General features: G+C 31.8%; 20 protein-coding genes and 4 pseudogenes. 16 read left to right on the top strand and 8 right to left on the bottom strand.

Annotated elements, in window-relative coordinates:
- Positions 1 to 10: 10 nt before the first annotated feature.
- The 4 genes from IPK06_04635 to IPK06_04620 are packed head-to-tail and all read right to left on the bottom strand — an operon-like array spanning position 11 to position 6,132.
- Entirely contained in the window at positions 11 to 2,725 is a 2,715-nt protein-coding gene (locus IPK06_04635; protein ID MBK7979291.1) for a TonB-dependent receptor, read from the bottom strand.
- A 42-nt stretch (positions 2,726 to 2,767) separates the two neighbouring features.
- Entirely contained in the window at positions 2,768 to 4,237 is a 1,470-nt protein-coding gene (locus tag IPK06_04630) for a hypothetical protein (GenBank protein MBK7979290.1), read from the bottom strand.
- Positions 4,238 to 4,244: 7 nt separating this feature from the next.
- On the bottom strand, positions 4,245 to 4,856 hold the full coding sequence (locus IPK06_04625; protein ID MBK7979289.1) for a hypothetical protein: 612 nt from the start codon (positions 4,854 to 4,856) through the stop codon (positions 4,245 to 4,247).
- Positions 4,857 to 4,872: 16 nt separating this feature from the next.
- Positions 4,873 to 6,132 carry an esterase-like activity of phytase family protein gene (locus IPK06_04620; protein ID MBK7979288.1) on the bottom strand — a complete coding sequence of 420 codons (1,260 nt, stop codon included), beginning with the start codon at positions 6,130 to 6,132 and terminating at the stop codon, positions 4,873 to 4,875.
- A gap of 175 nt (positions 6,133 to 6,307) precedes the next feature.
- Here IPK06_04620 and IPK06_04615 point away from each other — a divergent pair, with 175 nt between their 5' ends.
- The 5 genes from IPK06_04615 (at position 6,308) to IPK06_04595 (ending at position 11,543) form a co-directional block, all read left to right on the top strand.
- Positions 6,308 to 7,495, top strand: a complete 1,188-nt coding sequence (locus IPK06_04615; GenBank protein MBK7979287.1) for an ROK family protein — start codon at positions 6,308 to 6,310, stop codon at positions 7,493 to 7,495.
- Between the two features lie 179 nt (positions 7,496 to 7,674).
- Positions 7,675 to 9,582 carry a PAS domain-containing protein gene (locus tag IPK06_04610; protein MBK7979286.1) on the top strand — a complete coding sequence of 636 codons (1,908 nt, stop codon included), beginning with the start codon at positions 7,675 to 7,677 and terminating at the stop codon, positions 9,580 to 9,582.
- Complete coding sequence (locus IPK06_04605; GenBank protein ID MBK7979285.1) at positions 9,572 to 10,042, top strand: response regulator; 471 nt, start codon at positions 9,572 to 9,574, stop codon at positions 10,040 to 10,042. The genes IPK06_04610 and IPK06_04605 overlap by 11 nt, the downstream gene beginning before the upstream one ends.
- On the top strand, positions 10,032 to 11,117 hold the full coding sequence (locus tag IPK06_04600; protein MBK7979284.1) for a hybrid sensor histidine kinase/response regulator: 1,086 nt from the start codon (positions 10,032 to 10,034) through the stop codon (positions 11,115 to 11,117). Before IPK06_04605 ends, IPK06_04600 begins: the two co-directional genes overlap by 11 nt.
- A gap of 243 nt (positions 11,118 to 11,360) precedes the next feature.
- On the top strand, positions 11,361 to 11,543 hold the full coding sequence (locus IPK06_04595) for a DUF1508 domain-containing protein (GenBank protein MBK7979283.1): 183 nt from the start codon (positions 11,361 to 11,363) through the stop codon (positions 11,541 to 11,543).
- A gap of 99 nt (positions 11,544 to 11,642) precedes the next feature.
- Here IPK06_04595 and IPK06_04590 read toward each other — a convergent pair whose 3' ends face one another.
- Together IPK06_04590 and IPK06_04585 are read right to left on the bottom strand one after the other, a co-directional pair.
- Positions 11,643 to 12,092 (bottom strand): hypothetical protein, encoded by a 450-nt coding sequence (locus IPK06_04590; GenBank protein ID MBK7979282.1) that lies wholly within the window; start codon positions 12,090 to 12,092, stop codon positions 11,643 to 11,645.
- Entirely contained in the window at positions 12,035 to 13,495 is a 1,461-nt protein-coding gene (locus IPK06_04585; protein ID MBK7979281.1) for a hypothetical protein, read from the bottom strand. Before IPK06_04585 ends, IPK06_04590 begins: the two co-directional genes overlap by 58 nt.
- 492 nt (positions 13,496 to 13,987) lie before the next feature.
- Here IPK06_04585 and IPK06_04580 point away from each other — a divergent pair, with 492 nt between their 5' ends.
- Genes IPK06_04580 through IPK06_04570 form a run of 3 tightly spaced genes read left to right on the top strand, consistent with a single transcriptional unit; the run spans position 13,988 to position 15,551 of the window.
- Complete coding sequence (locus IPK06_04580) at positions 13,988 to 14,551, top strand: hypothetical protein (GenBank protein MBK7979280.1); 564 nt, start codon at positions 13,988 to 13,990, stop codon at positions 14,549 to 14,551.
- Positions 14,526 to 14,969 carry a hypothetical protein gene (locus IPK06_04575; GenBank protein ID MBK7979279.1) on the top strand — a complete coding sequence of 148 codons (444 nt, stop codon included), beginning with the start codon at positions 14,526 to 14,528 and terminating at the stop codon, positions 14,967 to 14,969. Before IPK06_04580 ends, IPK06_04575 begins: the two co-directional genes overlap by 26 nt.
- 48 nt (positions 14,970 to 15,017) lie before the next feature.
- A complete protein-coding gene (locus IPK06_04570; protein ID MBK7979278.1) occupies positions 15,018 to 15,551 on the top strand; it encodes a hypothetical protein in 534 nt (177 codons plus the stop codon).
- Between the two features lie 213 nt (positions 15,552 to 15,764).
- Here IPK06_04570 and IPK06_04565 read toward each other — a convergent pair whose 3' ends face one another.
- Together IPK06_04565 and IPK06_04560 are read right to left on the bottom strand one after the other, a co-directional pair.
- Positions 15,765 to 15,989: a hypothetical protein gene (locus tag IPK06_04565; GenBank protein ID MBK7979277.1), complete on the bottom strand. Its 225-nt coding sequence runs from the start codon at positions 15,987 to 15,989 to the stop codon at positions 15,765 to 15,767.
- Positions 15,990 to 16,186: 197 nt separating this feature from the next.
- Positions 16,187 to 18,607, bottom strand: coding sequence for a TonB-dependent receptor (locus IPK06_04560; GenBank protein MBK7979276.1), 2,421 nt, complete (start codon positions 18,605 to 18,607; stop codon positions 16,187 to 16,189).
- 629 nt (positions 18,608 to 19,236) lie between these two features.
- Between IPK06_04560 and IPK06_04555 the strand changes: the two are divergent.
- The 8 genes and pseudogenes from IPK06_04555 (at position 19,237) to wecB (ending at position 25,185) form a co-directional block, all read left to right on the top strand.
- Positions 19,237 to 20,197: pseudogene (locus IPK06_04555) on the top strand (Gfo/Idh/MocA family oxidoreductase).
- Positions 20,198 to 20,214: 17 nt separating this feature from the next.
- Positions 20,215 to 20,544 (top strand): hypothetical protein, encoded by a 330-nt coding sequence (locus IPK06_04550; protein MBK7979275.1) that lies wholly within the window; start codon positions 20,215 to 20,217, stop codon positions 20,542 to 20,544.
- Between the two features lie 77 nt (positions 20,545 to 20,621).
- Positions 20,622 to 20,810, top strand: coding sequence for a hypothetical protein (locus IPK06_04545; GenBank protein ID MBK7979274.1), 189 nt, complete (start codon positions 20,622 to 20,624; stop codon positions 20,808 to 20,810).
- 21 nt (positions 20,811 to 20,831) lie between these two features.
- Positions 20,832 to 21,446 (top strand): N-acetyltransferase, encoded by a 615-nt coding sequence (locus IPK06_04540; protein MBK7979273.1) that lies wholly within the window; start codon positions 20,832 to 20,834, stop codon positions 21,444 to 21,446.
- A gap of 69 nt (positions 21,447 to 21,515) precedes the next feature.
- Positions 21,516 to 22,492: pseudogene (locus IPK06_04535) on the top strand (polysaccharide biosynthesis protein).
- A 223-nt stretch (positions 22,493 to 22,715) separates the two neighbouring features.
- The gene (locus tag IPK06_04530; GenBank protein MBK7979272.1) at positions 22,716 to 22,937 is read left to right on the top strand and encodes a hypothetical protein; all 222 of its coding nucleotides are present in this window, start codon (positions 22,716 to 22,718) and stop codon (positions 22,935 to 22,937) included.
- A gap of 48 nt (positions 22,938 to 22,985) precedes the next feature.
- A pseudogene (locus IPK06_04525) lies at positions 22,986 to 24,077 on the top strand (NAD-dependent epimerase/dehydratase family protein).
- A gap of 2 nt (positions 24,078 to 24,079) precedes the next feature.
- A pseudogene (wecB, locus tag IPK06_04520) lies at positions 24,080 to 25,185 on the top strand (UDP-N-acetylglucosamine 2-epimerase (non-hydrolyzing)).

The raw sequence follows: 25,185 nt of genomic DNA, 5'->3' as shown, positions 1-25,185 counted from the left end.
GTTTCCAATTTTATTTGATATACAATTTCAATCCCAATCTAAGATTGAGGTCTGGAGTATAAGCTTCGTTAGCGCGCAAAAATTCTATTTGATGCTGAGTTAAATATTTTTGTGTCTGTCCTTCCAAATCTCCAAGATTATACACGTCGCCGGTTCTGGCATTAAAACCGGATCCGAAATTAATATTCTGAATGCCGAAAATATTCTTTGCTTCGATGAATAAAATAGTCCTCATTCCGAAAAGATCAAATCCTTTGTGAATTGTCGCATCAACATAAAGTTCACCGGGACCGTCTTTTGAATTTGCCTCAATATAAATCGCGCCAGGAATGATCGGTGTATATGGTCTTCCCATTACACCTTGAACCAAAAAATAAATTCCGAAGTCAGTAAGCGGATAGCCGAATATATCAAGCTGATCATTTTCCATAATTTCAAAATTCGCCAATAACTTTACAGTATGGTTTTTATCCCAAGATACTCTTTGTTCTCTAACCGAAGGCGGAATTGTGTTTCCAAGCTCGTAATTATCCAACGCGGTTAAATCAAAACCGCGAGCAAGCAGATAAGTGTAATTTGCGGTTAGAGAAAAATAATCGCTATAAACTTTTCTGAATTCTATTTCAAAACCGCGAGATGAACCGAATCCTATATTTTCATAAATTGAGCGCGCGGGAATCGTTTCGGTTTGCCTAAATCCAATATCACCGGAATTGTCTCTTCCGTATAATTTGATATTTAAAACGTAATTTTTTATGAATTCGGTTTCCATTCCCACTTCGTAGTTAATAGATTTTCTGGGATCAAGATCGGGATTGCCAACAACCGCCGTTAAGAAAGGATCTCGGTATAATTCTCCGAAACTTGGCGACTGAATAAAATAACCATAATTAAAAAATAATTTTGTGTCTTTATCCGCAGGAATTGAGAGACCGACTCTGGGACTCCAAACTGTTTTGAATTTTTTAAAACTGTTTATATCTTTTCCCGTCGAATTGTTGAATTGAGCAATAAAGTCTTTATCATTAACAATGTCGCCATGCTTAAAAATATCGGCTCTAATTCCAATATTTAAAAACATTCCGGCATATTCAATTCTATCTTGAACATAAAAAGCGCCATTTAAAATATTATCATCAAAAAACCATCTCTTTGTTCCGTATTGCGGATATGGTCCGGGAATAGTATCTCTATAAGGAAAGTATTGACCGTAATTTTCAATTTCCAACTGATTTACTTTTTGATAATTAAATTCAAATCCGCCTTTGATTTTATGAACACCCACAAAGTGAGTATAATCAAAATCAACATTTAAAGTACTGTAATCATTTTGATAGTAATTTTGGTATGTACCTACATCAATAAATCCGTCGTTATCATAATCATAAGTTAGATCGGGTCTTTTATATTCGCTTTTAGTCTTTGAGAAATCAATCAGATCAGGATTGTTAGCCAAAATATCTGCAATTTCATCTTGTGGAATTACAGTACCGTCATAATAAAAATATGTAGAAATAAATTGAAACGCGTCAACGGGAGAATTCAAACCGAGCAAAGCTGTTTTGCTGTTTCCTTTCTGATATGAAACAGAAAGATTGTAATAAGAATCCTTTGTTAAAGTGTGGCCGATTATCATATTAATTCTATCGGATTCGCCTTTTGTTACGGGCAAAGCGTCCGGTATTTGCGACCAAGCCCAGTTATATGCCTTGTTGCTGTTTCTATCGAATTGACCTTGAAGTTTTATTCTGAAATCTTTCCACGGCTGATAATGAATCTGAGCCATAATTCCATAATTTCCATACTGCTTATCGTTAATATTAATGCCCAGCATATTTGTGTGGCCGTAGCCGCCGCCTATTTTATAATATGTGTCATCCATTTCCAAATGGGTGGAAACAGTAAAGCCGGAATTTGAGAGAAAAGGAATGGGTCCGTTTAATCCAAAATATGTATAATCATAATTGGTTGATAATGAATTGCCGAAAAGTTCATCCGTTTTTAACACCGCATCCATGGAAAGTTTTTCTCTTCCCGTCTTTGTTATAATATTTATTACCCCGCTGTTGGCATTGCCGTATTCGGCATCAAATCCGCCGGTTAAAATTTCCACTTCTTCAATTTGATTAACATCGATTTCAACCGAAGCGACTCCGGTAATAGGATTTTTTGCCGGAACGCCGTCTATTAAATACAAAACTTCATCACTCCTTCCGCCGCGGATATGTATGTTCGCGCCGTCTTTTACAACGCCCGATTGTAACGCAACTAAATCTTTAACATTTGTAACAACCGGCATATTTTGTATATCTTCTGAAGTGATCATTTTTGCGCTGCTTGCAACTTCCACATCAACTGCAGGTCTTGTTGCCTGCACAACAACGTCATCAATTTTAAGCGATTCGCTGCTAAGCTCAAATGGTAAATTTGTTATTCTATTCAACGAAACTCTTACATTTTGAATTGTTACGCTGTTGTAACCAATAAATTTTGCTTGAACAGAATAATTGCCCGCGGGAATTTGACTTATTCTATATTTTCCGTTTTGGTCTGTAGCGGCTCCAAGCGTAGTATTTAATATCATAACGTTAGCAAACGGAAGCGGTTCGCCGGTTTCTTTATCAATTACAACTCCGACAATTTCACCGTAATCTGCGGCTTGTATTAACTTGTTGAAGCTGAAAATTAAAAGCGACAACGTTATATAGTAAAAATACTTTCTCATCAATTCTTATCCATATATTTCAAAATTACTTCAACCTAATTTTTAATAAGGAAATTTTTTTTCTAAAAATTCTTTAGCGTTTCCGAATATTTTTTTGGCTGCTTCAGCCTCCATATAATAAAACGGAAATCCTGAAATTACTATCTGATATTCCGAATTATGATAACCAAAGCCGATAACCGAATCGTTAAAGTTTGACTCAGTTGTATCAGCGGTATGATATCTGAAAATCGGCGTAGTAAAAGCTCCTAGTCCGGTAAAATTTATTACTTTGTACAAACCTTTTCTAAAAGAAAATAGTTTTAACGAATCAACGGCAAATTTAGTGTCGAGATTATCTTGAGTTTTCACAACAATACTATCCAATAAAGCGTCTTCAATTGTTGAAGCGTTTTTAATATGAAAATAATCGGTGAGAATATTTCCATATATCGAAGTACTGTCCAGCCATTCGGTATTATTTTGGAAATATGAATAATAATTCCAGCCCGATAAAAGCAGTCTTCCTTTTGTATTGAGATAGTCTGAAATTAAGCCGGTGTATTTCGTCAGATCCGTACTTCTATGATCATCGCTGTGCCAAAGAACATATTTGTATTTACCCATTGTTTCGCGGGAAAGTTTACCTTGGTTTGCAATATCCCAGGTATCAAAATTAATTCCGGAAAGTAATTCTTGATAGAACTCATCGACTTGAACATCATTCGGTCGTTCGGTTGAACCGCTCTGATTAGCAGTTCCATCTACAATCAGCCACTCTTTTTCATGCGTCGGAGTTACAAAATTAATATTGATTTCAGCGGGAGTATCATCTTCAACCAACGCTGTATTTCTGGATTTGACTGAAATTTTATGAATTCCGGAATTTACGCCGATTGATAAATCCTCTGTCAAATAAAAGATTGGTTCTTTCTGCCAGCCGCTCCAGTTTCCGTTATCAACTTTGATCGTATAATCCTTTATTTCTCCAATATTGGTGTTTGCCGAACAAATTATTTTAGCGCCTTTCCAAGTTATTGAAGATTTTTGCTGCAGAAATAATGAACTATTGTTTTGAGGATAGCTGATAAATGTGTTAGGAGGTAAAGTTCTTTTTGTATAAAAAATTACGCTATCTCCAATTGGGTCAACATTGCCGAATTTATCTTGAGCTTTAACATAAAGTATTTGTTTATTGATGCTATCAGCGGAAGGAAACGCGATTGTTTGAGTCACATCTTTTGTAAAGTACGGTTCTTGAACATTTACTTGATCGAGTATTAAGTAATGTGTTTTCCAGCTTACCCAAAATCCGTCTATAATGGCGTTATCGCTTATACCTTTCCAGCCGACTTTTAATATCGGAGAGTAAGGATTATCCAAAGTATTGGCTACAGGAATATTAATAATTTCTGTTGCGGGAGGAATAACCGGATATTCGTTACCGTTAATTTCATCATTGCAGCTGTAAAAAAGTGTTACAGCGGAAATGATAAGAAGCAAAACTATTATTTTGGCAATTGAAATCCTCATCTATTCCTCATTCGTTAGAAACATAGAAAGTATCTACTTTTGCGCTAAACACAAAATCATCTAAAATTCTAAACACCAAATCTTCAACTTTAAATTCAATATTTATTGTTGTTGTTTTATTCTCATTTACAATCAGGCTATTTTTAATTCTAACTACTTTGGTAAAATTATTTTCGATACTTAATTCATTGTAGTTTGTTGTAAGCGGATAATTTTCATTTTCAAGAATTAAAAAATTTGAAGGCGCAATCTGGAATAGCAGACTGTCATACGAAAGCGGCGGAACTGAGCCGTAAGCAACTTGAATAACAGATTCATTTTTTGCGGCTTTTAATAAATTAAAAGTAACTATGCTATCGGTATATTCTAAAAATTGATTAGGATTTTGGAAAACGTCGGCATAATTTTCACCTTTAAATACTTTGAAATCTCTTGCTTGTGTAATTAATATATCTTTATCCGCAATGTTTATTTCGCCCGTTGACTTAAATATCAAATTGACTTTTATTCTTCCGCTGCTTTTTACGTCTTCAGGTGAAACCATATTGCATGAAGAAACAATCACAGCAATTGACAGAATGATAAAAGTTAATTTTAAATTTTGTTTTGCTTTTTTCATATTATGCGGTCGTAATTTATAATTCCAAATCATTGGGCAGTTTAATTATTTCCAAATAAATCGGATCTTTGTTTAATCCGTAATTTCCATTTGTCGGATCGCCATCTATAATTCCGTATTTATTGTTACCGATTACCGCAATTGTATTTTTATTAATTATGGCAATTCCTTCCGGACGTTTAATTTTCGTCACGCTTAAATCATATATAAGTTTTTTATTAACGGGTTTTATTTTATTGTCTTTTCTTTCTTTTACTGTAAGGGTTTCAATTGTTTTTCCCAAAATTCCTTCTAATCCGACTAATGCCTTAGTTGTACTGTCATTAGTGCTGAGCATAAAGAGTAAATTTCTCGTCGATCCGTTAAATTCGGCAAATTCAGTAACCAAAAAAGAAGTATCATTAACCGCGGCTATATCGCCAAGAAAAACAAATTGCTCTGGAATTCCATCCATGCTTTGAGGTTCAACATTATAGATCATTGAAATATCAGTATTGGATTTTAAATTATAGATATTTACTCTGCGCATAGCATAGTTCATAGACCCGGCTTTATCTCCGGCAATATGATTATTTTCCAAACATCTTCCGTTAACCGTAACTAAATGATCTTCTCCGTAAAAATCTATTCCGGTAAATCCGCCGTCAACGGTCTGATTGCCGAGCGCTCTTCTCAATCCTTCTCCCGGTCTAATTCTTCTTACCCACTGACCGTCATATGTAATTTGCATTAACGCCGGATTATATTGTTCGGCAATCCAAAAGAAATTATTTTTAATATCGAACAAAACACCGCCGGGGAATATCCCCCAGTCGTCTTCAGTCGGATTCGGACTGTTGATCTCTTCATCACTGTTCCAACTATCGGAAGGTAAAAGCCCGGTAATTGAAGTTCCGGCAGGATTTGTTATTGCTATTTGTTTAACAACCTTAACTGTGTTATCGTCCTGTAATTCTAGCTCTATTATTGAAGGAATAAATTCTGGAACTTCAAAATATGTCCTTGATCCGTTTTCATCTAAACTTTGATTTACGGGACCTCTATCAGTAATAGTATAAAATGTTCTGTTCTCTTTGTAAAAAAGTCCCACAAATCCGCCCAATCTTAAACTTGTATTATCATTTATCTTAGGCAGATCATTCCAATTAATAGTATAGGTTCCGGAAGGCGTATATTTATCGAATAATGGGTCGGTTGAATCGCATGAAGTGAAAACTTCCGCGAGTATTAAGATTATAAATATCTGTAAGTTGAATAATATTTTTATTTTACTCACTTTTTATCAACCGTAATTATTTTATATTCTTTATCAGTATTTTACAAATTATTTTTTATATTGCATAGTACATTATAAAATTTTTATTATGTTTTTTGCTTTAACTAAATATTTTGCACAGATATAACGTTTTATAGATTTTTTTTAATAAATTAAAATATAATTTGGATTTACTATGACACTTATAAAACAAAAGAGAAACGAGAGAATAATTGAGATAATTAAAATTTTGATGAATAATGAAAAGATGACACTTGCGGAGATTACAAAAAAAGCAAATCAAAGTCTTCCTAAGGTTACAGAAACTATTAACCTAATGAAGGAATCCAACATTGTAATAGAAATAGATTCCGATAATATTGCGGCAATGGGACGCCCTTCTCAAAAATTCAAATTGAACAGCGCGTATGGTTATTTTTTGGGAATAGACTTAGGAAGAATTCATACAAATTTTGTTGTATTGGATTATTCACAAAAAAAGATATTTGAAAATCATATTCCTACCCTGCTTCAGTTGGATACAAAGGAAGTCGCAAACAAACTCGGCATTAATATAAATCAAATTCTGCGCGAAGTAAAAATTCCTAAGTCTAAACTAATGGGCATCGGAGTTTCAATTCCCGGAATAGTAAACAGTATAATGGGTACAAGCGAAACTTACCTTAAACTTGAAAACAAGACAATTCAAGAATACTTTTCCGAACAATTTAAAAATATCGTAAGAATTGAGCATGACGTTAAATCAATGGCATTGGGTGAAATATATTACGGTAAATATACCGACTTAAAAAATGCGCTGTATTTAAACTTTGGATGGGGTTTGGGTTTGGGAATTATTTTTAACGGCGAACTTTATTATGGAAAAGACTCGTACTGCGGCGAATTTGGTCATATTCCGGTAATTCCAAATGGCGAACTTTGTTACTGCGGAAAGATCGGCTGTCTTGAAACCGTTTCTTCGGGAAGAGCCATTACTAAAAAAGTAAGGGATAAAATTTCCGGCGGCGCATCATCAATGATTTTAAATAATATTACCGATCCGAATAAAATTGAGGCTCTCGATATTCTTAAAGCGGCAAATAAAGGCGATCAATTTTCAATTGAAATTTTAGAGGAAGCCGGTAAATATTTGGGAATCGGAATAGCGATGCTGATAAATATTTTCAATCCGGAAAAAATTATTATTGGAGGAACCTTTACACAGGTTGCAAGCTACATTTTAGATATTGCCAAAAGCAACGCAATGAAACATTCGTTAACTCAACTAAATAAAAATGTTCAATTCCAAATTTCTTCACTGTCAAATAGTTCAGGAGCTTTGGGTGTTGCGAGATTAACGGCAATTGAAAATTGCTATAAATAAAAATATACGTTACTCTATCTTAAATAAAATTATAAATAGAATTATTTACTCACTCCCCTTTTATTTGGAAATTACTAACGCTGGATATTATTTAAATATTCTTGAAATTAATTTTCAAGTTATGTGCATTTATTAATTTTTTTACATATTTTTAATTTAAGTATTGGAATATTCAATTTATGCCAAAACTTAAAGGCAGTAAATCAAATCTTACCCCCAATTCTTTAATACAATTATTAAATTCAGAATCCTTTGCTTATAAATCAATCTTTTTAAATTTGCCAGAGATGTGTCTGCTGCTCGATTCAAATGATGATACAATAATCGAATGTTCTCAAAAGGTATACGAAGTAACCGGTTATTCCCATTCAGAAAGAATAGGAAAATCGGTGCATAATTTTTACCATAATTCCGCTCAAAACAATTTAGATAGAACTGCCAAATCAGAGAGCAGCATTAACAATGACGAAATTAAAGTAATAAAAAAAGACAATTCATTATTAAACATTGCGTTGAATAAAAGTTTTTTTAAAAATAAATCGGGCAAAATTATTGCTTCAATTGTAATTTGGAAAGATTTCTGCAATAAAAAATTAACAGAAATAGAATTAAAAAAATATCGTGAAAATTTAATAAAGTCCGAAGAAAGATATACGTTAGCATCCAAAGCAACCGAGTACGGAATTTGGGACTGGAATATTCTAACCGATGAAGTTTTTTATTCAGCCGAATGGAAAAAACAGATCGGATATAATGAAGATGAAATTAAAAACGACTTCGGTTCGTGGATTAAACATTTACATCCGGAAGAAAGCGAATACATGCAGCAAAAAGTTAAAGAATTTGTTGAGCATGGTGAAGGTAATTTTGAACTTGATTTTAGATTCAGGCACAAAGATGGACATTATATTTATATTCACAGCAAAGCTGCAGTTGTTAAAGATGAAAATGGAAAAATTACCCGATTGTTTGGAGCACATACCGATATTACTAAACTTAAAAAAGCACAAATTGAACTTGAAACTCACTGGAAACAATTTGAGTCAATTTTAAATGCTTTTCCGGAAATTCTTTTGGTAATAGATCTTCAAAAATCGGAAATAGTTTTTGTAAATAAATATACCGCGGATCTAATCGGTTTTAATCCTATTGGCTTAAAATTCCACAAAAAATTTTACGGATTTCAAATTCCTACTATTAAGAGTATGGATGATCTTAAAAATGAAATCATTAATGAAATGACTTTTGAATATAAAAATGAAAAGCTGAATAGATATTTTCAAATAACAAATAAACTTATTAAATGGACGGACGGAAGGGATTTGCTGTTCAAAATCGCGATAGATATTTCAAAGCAAAAAGATTACGAAGTGGAACTTGAAAGTTCATTAAAAGAAGTAAGGAAATCTAACAAAGAGCTGGAACAATTCGCTTATGTAATTTCGCACGATCTTCAGGAACCATTAAGAATGGTACACAGCTTTACACAATTATTAGAGAAAAAATACTACGATTTAATAGACGCAACCGGAAAACAATATATTTATTATGCTTCAGACGGCGCGTTAAGAATGCATGAATTAATTAACGATCTGCTGAAATTCTCACGTATTTCCACAACGGAAGACGAATTTGAAGTTTTCTCACTTTCAGACGCATTAAACTTAGCAATCGAAAATTTAAGAATTAAAATAGAAGAAAACGGAGCTGTAATTTACAGCGATGAAATGCCGAATATTTTCGGCGATAAAAATCAAATAATAAGAGTTTTTCAAAATCTGCTTGAAAACTCATTGAAATACCGGTCAAGGTTTAACCCAATTATAACTGTTTCGTTTATGCAAATAAGCGGTGATAAAATTAAAATAACTTTGGAGGACAATGGAATAGGTTTTAATAATATTTACAGTGAAAGGATTTTTACAATTTTTCAAAGGCTGCACAGACGCGATGAATATAGCGGCACCGGAATTGGTTTGAGTATCTGTAAAAAGATTATAGAAAGACACGGCGGTGAAATTTGGGCTGATTCAGTTGAAGGAAAAGGTACAAAAATTCATTTTACACTTAAATTTTATGAGGAATAATATGACAGGAACCGCAGTAGAAATATTATTGGTTGAAGATAACCCAGGCGATAGAGCGTTGGCAGTTGAAGCATTGCGCGACAGTAAAATTAATAACCACCTTCATGTTGCGGTTGATGGTGAAGAAGCAATGAATTTTTTAAATAAGTCGGGTAATTTCAGAAATGCTGAAACGCCGGATATTGTTTTTTTAGATTTAAATCTTCCCAAAAAAGACGGCAGAGAAATATTGGCGGAAATTAAAAATAATCCGAGATTGAAAAGTATTCCGGTTGTAGTGTTAACTACATCTAGCGCCGAAGAAGATATTATTAGAAGTTATGATCTTCACGCAAATTGTTACATCAGCAAACCATTGGATTTTAATCAATTTGTAAAAGTTGTGAAATCAATTGAGGATTTTTGGCTTACCATTGTTAAACTTCCACCTAAAAAACGGGAACCGCATAATGAACATTAACATTCTGATAATAGAAGACAATCCCGGCGACGCGTTTTTGGTAAAACAGTTTTTAATTGATTCTAAATTTAAAGAAGAATTGATTTCAATTGCCGGGACTTTAACCAAAGGAATTGAAATTATAGAAAGTAGAGAAATAAATTTAATACTTCTTGATTTAGGTTTACCCGATTACTGTAACGAAGAAACGATAAAAATTATTAATGACTTTACAAAAAAAATACCCGTCATTGTTTTATCCGGAAACGATGACGAAAATCTAGCGGTTAAAGCCGTTAATTACGGAATTCAAGATTATTTAATTAAGGGAAAATTCGACGCCCATTCTCTTTCGCGAGCTATAAAATATTCTCTGCTTAGATCGGAACAAGAATTGAAGCTGTATGAATTGAACAATTTTAAAAATAAATTGTTCAGATTAGTTTCACATGATTTGAAAGGACCGATGGGTGCGTTAAATTCCTACATTGAAATAATCCTTGAAGATTTTGAAGAATCCTCAAAAGAATCTTTAAAAGAAAGCATCGTCAACATAGAAGATATTTCCAAATCACTTCTCCATCTTATCGAAAATTTATTTAATTGGGCAAGAATGCAAATGGGTTCCATTGAGGTTAAACCCGAAAAAATAAATGTACACGATCTTGTTGAAGAAAATATAAAAATTTGCCAACTTCAGCTTCAGAAAAAGAATATTCAGATTATCAATAAAACAGAAGAAAATTTGACCGCATATGCCGATTTGGAAATGATAAAAACCGTAATAAGAAATCTTATGTTCAATTCAATTAAATTCACCGAAAACAACGGCTTAATCGAAATCGGCGGAACGGTGAAAAACGGCAATATTCAAATTGATCTTTCGGATAACGGAATCGGAATTGAAGAAAATCATTTGGCAACAATTTTTGAAGGGAATGGAAATTATGTAAGACAAGGAACCAACCGCGAAAAAGGCTCGGGTTTCGGTCTTTCTCTCTGTAAGGATTTTATAGAACATAATAACGGTAAAATTTGGGTTACTTCCAAAATTTATGAAGGATCAACATTTCATTTTTCGCTTCCTCAAAATTGATTGAGGAAGCTGCCGATTTTGATTTACTTTTAATTATTAAATGTTTAACTTACTTAATTCGGATACTTAGTTGATTTTTAATTCCTATTAATTAAATTATAACAACAACTATTAAAATAATTAAAATATGAAGTAAACTCGTTTTCTATATATCCGCATTTTGTATCGAGTCAAACTTAAATAAATCATCTAAGAATACTAAAACTACTGTCTTATTTTAACAAATTTAATATTGAGGTTTCGATGAAATTTGAAATTTTTAAAGATAAATTTAATTTCTGGTATTGGCGTTTCGTAAATTTCGATAATGAAATTATCGCGTATTCTTCAAAAGGTTTTGAGAATATTAAAGATTGCAAAAGCTCCATTAAATTAATAAAAGTATTCGCGTTCGGCGCTGATATTGTGAAAGTAAAAATAGTTTAGTTAATAAACTTCCCCAAAAATTACTGATCTATTTTTAATTAGCCGCAAATTTGAAATTATATATTAACTGCATCAATTTATTCAATTATTAACGGTCACTCAATATTTCTCGTGGAATAATTTTGATATTTCTCTTTCGCTTAATTCTCTGTTATAAAATCTAAAATCATCAATCGCGCCTTTAAAATAAGTAAGAGGCAAAACGGTGGAAGTTTTGTATTCGCCGAAAGCCGGAACTCCAACATTCTGATATAAAACTTCGGTTGCCGAGCCGTCATAAACGACTTCCGCTCTTTTATTATTGATATAAATGTACATAATTTTATCGGAAATAATAATGCCAACAAAATGAAACCAATTATTTTCAGGCAAAGGTTGTTTTGTATAAACCGATCTTCTCGAACTGGGAATAGCAGTAGGTCTATCGTTGCCGAAATGCATTGAAATAATATAACCGTAAACAAAACCCATCCAAACTCCGGAATAACTGTTCATGTTGAAATTATTGGCGAATATCCATCCGCGATCCCAGCCTTCCTTTTTATCCACATAGAAATGGAAATGGGAAAGCCCGATTTTAAATTAATATTTTTATTTAAACGAATAAAACTGCTGTCTCCGCTGAAATAAAGAGCTTTATCTTTCTCGTGAAATCTATTTTCTATCGAAGAAATATTTTTAAAAGTATCTATCAAGCTTGAATCGGATAAGTTTAAATCTACCTTATCCAATTTTAATGATAATAAGGAGTTGTCATTTAGAATTGGTGATAATTTTTTCTTATCTAAATTATATTTCTGTACCGCGGTTTCAATAAAATCATTCTCCTCATTTGTCTGAGCGTTCTTAAAATAATAAATTGGCAGAATAATAATCATCATCAATAAAATTAAGATTGGAACGGAATATTTTAATGAACGGATTTTACGGTAAAAATACGTGGAAACCGGCTCTGTAACATTTTTAACTATTTCGCCGTGTTCAAATATTTCGGAAACGTTTGCAATCGGAACTATATTAATTTTTTTATTTCCGTAATTAAGTTTTTCTCTTTCAATTACAGCTTTTGCCTGAAGATAATTCTTTTGCGGAATTATAAAATAAACGCACTTTGAATAAAATGCTGTTAATGTTTTTCTTTCAATTATATTGGATGATATGGAATCCAAATTTCCGTCTTGAAGCATTGATCCCGTAAAAATCGCCGAATTATTAATTTTATATTTTATCTTTAAATTCAAATAATTAGATAATTCAGAGATAAAACCGAGAGAAAGCGCCAACCCGTGCGAGTCGCCTTCATAAATTCCATATTTTCTGCTAAACTGAATACTTATCTGTAGAATTGGAATCTTAACGTTAAAATTATCTTTAATAAAACTCTTAGCGTATTGCCAAGATATTTTTATTTGTTTAAGTGACTGTTCTTCAACTTTTGGCAAACTGGGAATTACAAGAAATTCATCTTCCTTCAAACCCGACAATTGATTTAAGCTGATTTTTATAGTCTCGATATTTCCGGTAAAATATTTATTATTCGAATGTTTATCGAGTAACGGAAAAATTACCGAAGAAGTGAAATTTTCATCGGCTGAATTTCCATTTAAAATAATATTGAGTTCTTCAATTTCATTTTTAATTCTTAGAATATTTTCATCAATTAAAATATAATCTTCATTGCTCATCGGAAATCGTTTTAACTCAATAAGCATTTCCAATATTTCTGTAGAAAGCTGCGGATTTGATCCAAATGGCGAATAATTTTCAACCAGCGGAATTATCAATGAAATAATTTCGGTTACATAAGCTTCGGTTACTAATTTATCATCATAGTTTACCAATTCCTTATAATAATGAAGAAACGCTACAATTTTAGCGTTAAATGAATTTAATTTGGAAATATCAAATAAAATTCTTCGGTGATTTTCTTCAATTTTATAAATATTGTTCATAGATGATAAAATCCGTAACTATCTGCCGGATTACAGTTATGAGTTTTTTATTTAGAAATTATTTTTTTTGAGTTCTTAAATTTAATTAAAATTTTATTAACTATAAATTTTCAAATGTAATACATTTATTACGTTTATAATTAATTTGGAATTATTTCTGTAATTTAGACCAGAAAGTCACAAGGGATTGGCTGGTAATTTTGTTAAAAATTTTATTAATTTTCGTCACTTTTTATCGAATATTTTTTAATTGCGGATTTCGAAGTATTTTCACTTATAACAAATTGGAACGTCAAACTTGGTAATAGAATTCAATTGAAAAGAGTTTGATTCAGACGAAATAAATAATTTAAAATTTTATAAATTGCTGTAGATCACCAAAAAAGGTAAAAATTATTGTAATTTAAATTACTGAATTTTAGAATTACTGTAGAATTTTCACATTTAATTTTTGTATTTTTCAACTACTTTAATATAGGGACTTTGCAGTTTATGGGGGAAGTAAACGTATTAGAAATTCTTGGAAAAATTAATAAAAATATATTTTCACAGAAAGAGTTAAACTCACTAATTCAGTATTCTTATAAAATTGCGTCTGTTTACTTAAAAAGCAGCATTGCGAGAAAACAGCTTCCTGCATCAATAGATATACAGTCACTTGACGATTTGGCAATTGATTCAATAGTTCCGTTATTTGTCGTAAACAACGCGGGAATTTTGGGAATTTTAAGATCTTACAATAATTGGAAAGATCCCATTGCCTCTGAGCTTGATGCCGAATATTTCCTTTCAAAAATTATTTGGAAAAGAACTTCTCAGACAATAACATCACATTTAAAAGAAAAGGATCCCGTATTTAAAAAAATCATTACGAATCTTAATCTATGCATTTTCAGCAACGATCTTTATAAGAAAAGGTTTTTCGGCACAGTCTACATTGCCAAAAGCAAAAATGATTGTGATTTTAGCAATGTTCCGCCGATGGAATTCTTTGATTCAATTCTGGAGCATATTTACAGAAAAAAAGCAAATGGATTTATTCAACACAATTTTTAATTACATTGCCGATAATTCCGGTTATAATCCAATAATTCCGTTAAATCAATTGGTCAAAAAAGTAAAAGCCGCATATTTTGCCAATTTCAGAGAATCGACCGGAAATGTAACAGTACAGGATGACGAGTTCGTTTATCTATCGCTTTTAGAAAACGAAATAAATAATATAAACGAAAGATTAGAAACTTTTTACGTTCCAAACCACAAAATAACGGAAGAAGAAGCTGTTTTCGTAAAAAAATCATTTGAAGATATTACCGCTGATCTATTAAACGGCGGTTTAAGTTCAAGTTTATTTGAATACTTAAAACATAGAAATTCTGCTGTTACATCTGAAATTTTTTATGAAAAATATCATCATATTATGAATTATCTTTTGAAGAATTTAAAAACAAATTTAGCAAATCAATTGGATTAAATATTTTTAGAATTTGAGTTCAATTGAATCAAGAAAGAAAAGCACAAAATGTTTAGAATAACCGAAAAAGAATTATTTACATATATATTTTACCCGGACGAATTGTCTGAAGATATTTTTAATTATATTTCAAAAAATATCAGCAAATTTTCTCGCGAAATAGAAATGCTCGCCCAGCTGAAAAAAATTCTGGATGAAGAAGTACCCGAAAATGTTATGAAGAAAATTTCGGATAAAATTGAACAGCGGGAAAAAATTATTGAAGTGAAATTATCCAAATTAGAAGAAGATTATAAAACATTTTCCGCCGCGTTTTTTTTGGCGGCACAGTCAAACGAAATCAAATCAAATTTAAAGTCAGAAACTTATGTCGATGAAGAAAAACGTTTCCTGATAAAGATAATTTCGGACGTAAAAAAATGCAGAATATTCTTTTTTGACAACGAGAATGAAAAAAAATCCAGATATTTTCTTAGAATCTATCCCATCATGAAAACAATTAAACTAAATTCAACAAGACCAATTATTACAGAAAATTTTCCGCATAATTCCGATCTAAGTATAATAATTTCGGGAGTTTAGCTGCTGTTTTATTTAACATTACTTTAGTTATAATTATCTTAAAACGGATAAATAAGATTACTTAAACATTTCAAAATATCTGTTAACTCATTTCATAATAATAAATTATATATTTTATCTAAAGTATATTATTAAAAATATACAATTAATTTATTGAAATATAATTAACAATTGAAAAATATTTAAGAAAAGATTGGAAACAATACGGAAAAACTATTCCGTAAAGTTTGAGAATTTTTCAATTATTTTAACGATTATCGCGAGGAAAAAACCCAAGCTGGAAATAAGCAGATCGTCAATACCGATTGAAAATGATTTAGATGCAAAAAAGTTGGTAAATAATTTAGAGACAACAATTGCCGAAAAAAAACCGATAAATCCGAGAATGCCTATTCGAAGTAAATTCAACTTTCCCCAAACCAAAATGATTGTTTTCATATGAATATTTTATTGTTAATAATAGGATTAATATAGTCCAGTTAGAGTAAAATTTGAAAAGTGCATTTTTTTTTGGACCATCAATAAATTACTATGATATTAGTTTAGCTTGAATTGTAAATGTCCAATGAGTGAATAAAATTGAAGTATTGAAGTATTTTAGTATTCTAAATAAGGCAAATAATTAAGTGAAAAAATTAAAATTCCACTCTTATTCCAAATGAAGGCAGAATTGGCCATAAAGTTATTTCATATTTAACCGGATTTCCTTTATTATCATAACTGTACTCATAACCTCGGATATTTTTGTGGTTAAACGCATTGCTGACTTCAATGAAAGTTTTAAGTTTGTAGGAGGAGAATTGAAATTCCTTTGAAATTCTGAAATCAATCCTTTGATATTCCGGCAAATTCCCGTTATTTGTTTCTGATTTATTCCAATAATACTCGTCTGTTTGAGAATTATAAGTAACATATTTTTCCGCAAAAGGAAACCCGGAACCGTAATAAAATTTTGTGTTAAAACTCCAATTTCTCCCCAATTCCAAATCCGTTATCCACGATAATGTATGCTCCTGAGATGTAAGTCTTGGGTATGCTCCCAATTCATCGTTTATTTTATCTTCTTTTGAGTTTAAATAACTGTAGCTTACCGAAGTATAAAAACCAGGTATATTTAACAAAACATACATATCAAAACCTTTCGCAAATCCTAAAGCATCGTTTTCTCTGGAATACGCCAGCCTTTCTCCATGTGAATAAAAAGATGAAATAAGGCTTTTATAATCTTTATAGAAAATATCAAATTTGATTTTTAACGTGCTCATACTTTTTGCTGATAAATTTAAATTCTGCTCAATTCCAAAAATATAATGTATTGCCTTTTGCGCTTTTGTATTTGAATCGGATGCTTCGGAGTATTTTAACTGGCTGTAAATCGGCGATTGATAATAATGACCCCAAGCCAATCTGATTATAGTTCCGTAATTGGATAAATACGCTAAATTGGCTCTTGGACTAAAAGTTAATTGTTCGTTCATTCCAAAATAATCTGCTCTGCCCGCGATATTCACAACTATATTTTTTCCTATCTGTATAATATTTTCTAAATAACCTGACATTTTATAGGAAGAAGCAAATAACGAGTCGTCTCTGTAATCGATTCCGATATATCCGTAATCTTCAATTAATGTATCCGGATAACTAATTGTATTTGAAGTATTTACTGCATATTTGCTATAGTAAAATCTATCTATATAATTTATATCTTTATATCCAATTCCACTCTGCAGTTCAAAGTATGGAGACAATTGCCAGTCCAATGATGATTTAATTTCCATAGTTTGAATATTCAATTTTGATTTCCTAAGATCTTCCCTAACTTTTCTATCAAAATAGATATTATCGCTGACAATATCCTTTCTGAAATATGTACCCCAAGAAGTGTAATCATTATCACTCTGACTGTAAAATGAAACATCGGTATTTAAAAACGCGCTTCTGCCGATAAAATTTTTCATTTCCAAATCAAGCAAACTGCTGTAGTAATTTCCCAATTGTTTTGAATATGATTTGTTTTCAGTCGAGATTTGAGAACTTTGATTTTTATATAAAGATTCATAGTAATCAAAGGAAGTTTCCGGTTTAGGATTAAATTTAAAATTATCCGCGGAATGCAGAAAATTTAACTTTAATTTATCACTTTTACCCAAAGGATAAGCAATTTGTCCCTGCACGTCATAGAAAGAAGGGTCGGCGCTTCTTATATTTTCGTATCCGAAATCCGTCATATCAATAACATATTCCATATAAGTTTTGCGTGCTCCGATAATAAAATTCCCTTTATTTAGGAAAGGACCTTCCAAATATCCGTCAACAAATGCCAGACTAAGGGTTCCCGCGCCGCTATAATTTTGATTATTTCCCTCTCTGTAATCGATATTGGCAACCGAACTCATTCGGTCGCCGTAACGGGCGCTGAATCCTCCTGTAATTATATTTACCCTATCAATTAGATCGACATTAAAAACACCTACACTCGCGTTAGGCGCTTCTTTTAAGTGATAAGGTTCATAAACCTGAGTACCGTTAACTTCGATAAGATTCTCATCTTTATTTCCGCCGCGTACATTAAACTCGGCGCTAAACTCATTGTTTACGCTTATTCCCGGAAGCGCTTGAATTGACCTCAATGCATCGGGCATCGCGTTTGAAATCTTAGAAATCTGATCATTTTCAAGCGAACTGCTGCTTACCTGAAATTCATTATTTGAATTTGTATTGGATGAATAAACCGCAATTTCCTGCAGAAGCAATTCTTTATAAATCAACTCGACATATTTTGGATAATCCGACTCGAAATCTTTTATTTTAATAATTTCACTTCTGTAGCCTAAATGGCTTATTATTACATTACCCGAATTACCGTTAATTTCCAATTTAAAATAACCGTGTTCATCGGTAACTGTTCCTTGATTTGCACCGTCAACAGCCACATTAACATATTCAAGCACTCTTTTTGTGTATGAATCCGCGACATATCCGCTGATAATCTTTTTCTGCGAATAAAGCGAATTATTGGCGCAAATTAGAAAAATTATTAAAAAGATATACTTCAAACTATTTCCAAATGAAAGGTCAATAATTCAGATAATCGAAATTAACTTTTGATTTTTAACATAAACTCAATTAATAGGCATCCGCTAGAATTGTGAGAAAGCGCACATAAAAAAAAAATTTATGTAATCATTTCAAAACACTTACTAATTGGACTATAATGCATAAAAGGAAGATATAAGGAATGATAAGTGAATTTGATTTATTTCTTTATATAAGATTCCCCCAATACTTAACGAGAAATAAATATTTTTTTATTGAAAAAAATGCGCTGAAGTTCAAAGATGAATTGCGGTTTTTAGTTGATTGCTTCAAAGGATTACTAACTGCTATTGATAATGACTTAGAGGAAAAAATTTATAATAAGATTAAAAAAGCACAGTTAAAAAACGTTAAATAATTAAATAGATTTTACTTGCCTGTGGTTCGGGGGAACCAGCAAAAAAGTAGATTGAAAATCATGAAGTCTTACACTTCATGGAAAGATATTGCCGTAAATTTTTCAATTCGTTAATGTGACCGAGGTGGCGAAGCTGTGAGAATATCTTGAAATGTAATGTGAAAAAGAACTTGTATTGGACTTCAATTGTTAACCATTTTAATTCGGTTGTAAAAATTTTAGAATACTAAAATGAAGAAATTCGCGATTACCGGCGTCGCCGGTTATATTGCTCCAAGACATTTAAAAGCAATAAAAGAAACGGGAAATGATTTAATAGCCGCTTTAGATCCTCATGATTCGGTAGGGATTTTGGACAGTTATTTTCCGGACGCTAGATTTTTCAAGGAATTTGAAAGATTTGACAGACATTTGGAAATGCTGAAAAGAAAAACAAATGATAACGCCGTTGATTATTTAACTATTTGCTCCCCAAATTATTTACATGACGCGCATATACGATTCGCTTTAAGATCCGGAGCGGACGCGATATGCGAAAAACCTCTTGTTCTTATCCATGGAATATAGACGCTTTGGAAGAACTTGAGCGCGAAACAGATAAAAAAGTTTTTAATATTCTTCAGTTAAGAGAACACGATTCTATTATCGCGTTGAAAAATAAAATTGAAAATGAAATTAAAGATTCAAAACATGAAATTGTTTTAACTTACATTACCACCAGAGGACAATGGTACGATCATTCTTGGAAAGGTGAATCTGAAAAATCCGGCGGAGTAGCTACAAATATCGGAGTACATTTTTTCGATATGCTCGGATGGATATTCGGTAAAGTTCAAAAAAACAGCATTTATCTTAGTGAGCCCAGACGAATATCGGGATTGCTTGAATTGGAAATAGCTAATGTACGGTGGTTTTTATCTTTAGAATATAATGATTTACCGCAAACCATAAAGAAAAAGGTACAAGAACATTTCGTTCTATTGAAATTGACAGTAATGAATTTAATTTCAGCGATGGATTTACCGAACTTCACACCAAAGTTTATAACACAATTCTTGACGGCAAAGGCTACGGATTAGAATCCGCCAGACAGTCAATTGAAATTGTGCATGATATTAGAAATTTAAAAACGACTGATTTGGAATATCCTCATCCCCTATTGCTGCAGAATAAATTAGCGGTCAACTTATAAACAACAATAAATTTTTTATGAAAGAAAGTCCGCAGAATTGCCGTATTGATAATTATGCTATAATTGATGAAAATGTAGAAATAGGCTGCGGAACTAAAATATTTCAATTTGCCAGAATACATTCAAATGTTATTATCGGCGGCAATTGCAGTATCGGTCAATACGTTATAATAGAAAGAAATGTAAAGATTGGAAATAACGTTAAAATTGAAGATGACGCGCGGATTGAAGAAAATGTGAAAATAGCTATGAGCAGTGCCGATGAACAAAATCTCGATGACGAAGAAATTTTGAGCATTAAAGACCCCTACACCGGATTCTCAAAAAGCAAAAATATAAAACCTTAATAAAAGAAGGCGCGGTTATCCGCTCCGATAGCGAAATACAAGCGGGTACAATTATAGGACGTTATTCTTATGTGGAAATGGAATCTGAAGTATGTTCAAATGTTCCCGATCACGCGTTTGTTCATGGAAGTCCGGCTGTAATAAAACATTGGTTAAGCGAGACGGGAAGAAAATTGAAATTCAATGAAAAAGGCATTGCTTACTGTCCTAAAAGCGAAAAAACCTATTTGCTTAAAAATGACGTTGTAACTGAAGTTGTGAAATAAAAATTATAATTATATAAAAAAATGAATTTATTTAATCTGAATACCGGGGAAACTAAAAATTACCAAGTAAACAAATACGCTGTTGTTGATGAAAATGTTACGATTGGTGAAGGAACAAAGATTTGGCATTTTACGCACGTGCAATCCGGAAGCAGAATAGGCAGAAATTGCGTGCTGGGACAAAATGTAAATATAGCGAACAACGTAATAATAGGTAATTATGTAAAAATACAGAATAACGTTTCGGTTTATGAAGGCGTTACTTTAGAAGATTATGTGTTCTGCGGACCCTCTATGGTATTTACAAACATTCTCGACCCAAGAAGCAAATATCCGCAAGTAGGAGCTCAGCATTATATAAAAACATTAGTTAAAGAAGGCGCGTCATTAGGCGCTAACTGTACAATTATATGCGGAAATACAATAGGTAAATATGCATTCGTTGGTGCCGGTTCTGTTGTTACAAAAGACGTACCCGATTACGCCCTTGTTGTTGGCAACCCCGCAAAAATAATTGGATGGATGAGCGAAGCGGGACAAAGACTTAATTTTAATGATAACGGCGTAGCGTTCTGTAAAAAAGCGGATAAGACTTATATACTGAAAGACAATACTGTAAGAGCGGTTTTGGATTGAAATAACAAATAAAAGAGTATAATATGTTTAGTAATTTTTTTACAATAAGGTATTGTTGATTACAGGCATATAGGATCATTTGGGACTGCGGTTTTAAATAGATTTATAAACTCTGATTTAAGAGAAATAAGAATATTTAGCAGGGATGAAAAAAAAACAAGAAGATCTTAGAAAAGCAATTAATAATCCCAAAGTTAAATTTTACATTGGTGATGTTAGAGACCAAAGAAGTGTTGAAAATGCAATTAAAGGAGTAAATTATATTTTCCATGCTGCGGCGCTTAAACAGGTACCTTCCTGTGAATTTTTCCCGGTCGAAGCTGTAAAAACAAATGTTCTTGGTACCGAAAATGTGCTGGAAACGGCTATTTCACACAATGTTGAAAGAGTTGTTATTTTGAGCACTGATAAAGCCGTTTACCCTATTAATGCTATGGGTATTTCAAAAGCAATGATGGAAAAAGTAATGATTGCAAAAGCAAGAAATACGAATGGAAGCGGCACTATTTTATGTGGAACCAGATATGGAAATGTTATGGCATCTAGAGGTTCAGTAATTCCCCTTTTTATTCAACAGATTAAAGAGGAAAAACAAATTACTGTAACAGATCCAAATATGACAAGATTCATGATGACTTTGGACGAAGCAGTTGATCTAGTTGTTTATGCTTTTGAAAATGGAAAACCTGGAGATATGTTTGTACAAAAATCCCCCGGCAACAATAAGAACTATTGCGCAAGCTATAATAGAATTGTATAACTATGACAAGGATATTAAAATAATTGGAACCAGACATGGCGAAAAAACTTTATGAGACTTTGGTTAACCGCGAAGAAATGATAAAAGCTGAAGATTTGGAAAAATATTACAGAATTCCGGCGGATAATAGAGATTTAAATTATGATCTTTATTTCAGAAAGGTAAAACTGATATTACAAAAGTTGAAGAATATCATTCCCACAATACTTTTAGGCTGGATGTTGAGCAAACAAAAGAACTCTTACTTAAATTGGAATTGATTAAAAAAGATCTAATATATGCCTAACTCTTTTATCAAGATGAGCAGCCAAATCTAATTAGCGGTGGACAATTTAAGGATTATAGAGGAATTTTAACTTTCTTTAATGACTTTTCTTTCCATGATATTAAGCGATTTTATATTATAAGACATAATAAGTTTAATACTATTAGAGCTTGGCAAGGACATAAATTCGAAAGCAAGTATTTTTTTGTTTTACGAGGAACATTTAAGGTTAATTTAATAAAAATTGAAAAATAGCCCCGACCCAAATTTGAGCATTAGTAAATTTGAATTATCAAAGAGTGAGAACAATATTCTTTTTGTACCGAAAGGATATGCAAGCGGCTTTACTAACAAACTCAATAATTCAGAACTTCTTGTATTTTCAACTTCAACACTTGAAAATTCTGTAAATGATGATTATAGATTTGAAATCGATTATTTTAAAAATGCAGAGTGGAAATTTTAGTTGAGTGAAGTCAAAATAAAAGTTGGTATAACCGGACAATCAGGATTTATGGGTTCTCACCTGTACAATTATCTTGGGCTGCATGATAATATTGAAAGGATTTCATTTAAAGATGAGTACTTCGACGATGAATCACTCGATAAATTTGTTAAAGGTTGTGATGCAATAGTACATCTTGCAGCAATGAATAGATATGGAAACTGAAGTAATATATAATACAAATATTGAATTAGTTGATAAATTGTTAGCATCGTGTACTAGAACTGTTTCCAAACTTCATGTACTTTTCTCCTCCTCAACACAGGAAGAGAAAGATAATTTATATGGTAAATCTAAAAGGGATGGTAGAAAAATTTTTGAAAAATGGGCAGTTGAAAATAATTCAAGTTTTACAGCCTTAATAATTCCAAACGTTTTTGGTCCATTCGGGAACCCTTTTTATAATTCAGTTATTGCAACATTTTCATATCAACTAACACATAATGAAATTCCAGAGATCCATACAGATAGCGAGTTAAATTTGATATTTATAAATGAGCTTGTGGAAATTTTTTATAATTCCATTATTCATAAATCAAATAATCCAATTCAAAAAATAGAGATTGAAAGCACCAAAACAATTAAAGTATCAACAATACTTGAAACACTACAAAAGTTTAAAAACAGATTATTTTGAAAATAGCATTATACCTGAATTAAAAAAATAAATTTGAATTAGATTTATTTAATTCTTTCAGATGTTATTTCCTGAGAACCGCTTCCTAATAATTTAGTTCAACATTCAGATAGTAGAGGCTCCTTTACTAAATAATTAGAAGTAATATTTCTGGACAATTTTCATTTTCCACAACTAAGTATGGAATTACTCGAGGAAATCATTTTCACACTCGCAAAATTGAAAGATTTGCAGTAATTAAAGGGAAAGCAAAAATTCAATTGAGGAGAATCGGAACAGTTAAAATAATTGAATATTTTTTAGATGGAAATAATCCTTCAATAGTTGATATGCCTATTTGGACAACTCATAATATTACAAATATTGGTGATGATGAACTATTAACTTTATTCTGGATTAATGAACCTTACGATGAATCAGATCCAGATACATATTTTGAAAATGTAAAAATTAACGAATTATGAATATGAATAAAAAATCTTCTTTGAAGGTTGCGACGATACTTGGTACACGACCAGAAATTATAAGACTAAGCTCAACAATTAAATTATTGGAAAAATACCTAACTCATATTATTGTGCATACCGGACAAAATTATGATTATGAATTAAATGAAATATTTTTTGAAGAATTGGGTTTGCGTAAGCCGGATTATTTTCTTGGAGTCAATACAAGTACATTGGGACATATATTAGGTGAAACTTAATTAAAACAGAGAGGAAGTGCTTGAAAAAGAAAAGCCGGATGCGGTTTTAATTTTGGGTGATACAAACAGCAGCATTGCAGGAATTATAGCTAAAAGGATGCACATACCTATTTTCCACATGGAAGCCGGCAATAGAAGTTTTGATGCTAATGTACCTGAAGAAATAAATCGAAAAATTATTGATCATATTGCTGATTTCAATTTAGTTTATACTGAACACGCCAGAAGACATTTGTTAGAGTGAAGGACTCCCTCCATCGTAGAATTTATCTTACCGGTTCACCAATGAATGAAGTTCTAAAGACAACATTGATAAAATAAAAAAATAGAATATACTAAACGACTTAAATTAAAAAAGAAGAAATATATTGTTGTATCATTCCATAGGCAGGAGAACGTAGATAACAGCCAAAATCTTAGAAAAATCATAAACGTATTAAACGCAATCGCGGAAGAATACAAAATCCCAATAATTGTATCCACACATCCGAGAACCAAAAACAGATTGGAGGCGCAAAAAAAATATTGACCCCAGAATTAAGTTTCTTAAACCATTCGGATTTTTTGATTATGTGAACCTTGAAATAAATTCATTATGTTCAATTTCAGATAGCGGTACTATTAGTGAAGAAAGTGCGATACTCTCCTTTCCCGCTATTAGTTTAAGAGAATCTATGGAACGACCCGAAGCGCAAGATGCAGGGTCTATAGTTTTAACAGGATTTGATAGAGACATTGTCTTATCGGCAATTGAAACAACTATTGTAGAATTCAGAGAAAAAAATAAAATTGACATATCCGCCGATTACCAAATTAAAAATACGTCTTTGAGAGTGCTTAAATTAATTGTTGGACTACAAAATTGA

This window comes from Ignavibacteriota bacterium (genome assembly GCA_016713565.1).
Lineage (GTDB): Bacteria > Bacteroidota > Ignavibacteria > Ignavibacteriales > Melioribacteraceae.
Note: the sequence above shows the minus strand (reverse complement) of the source record. Positions and strands in the feature narration are given on the sequence as shown.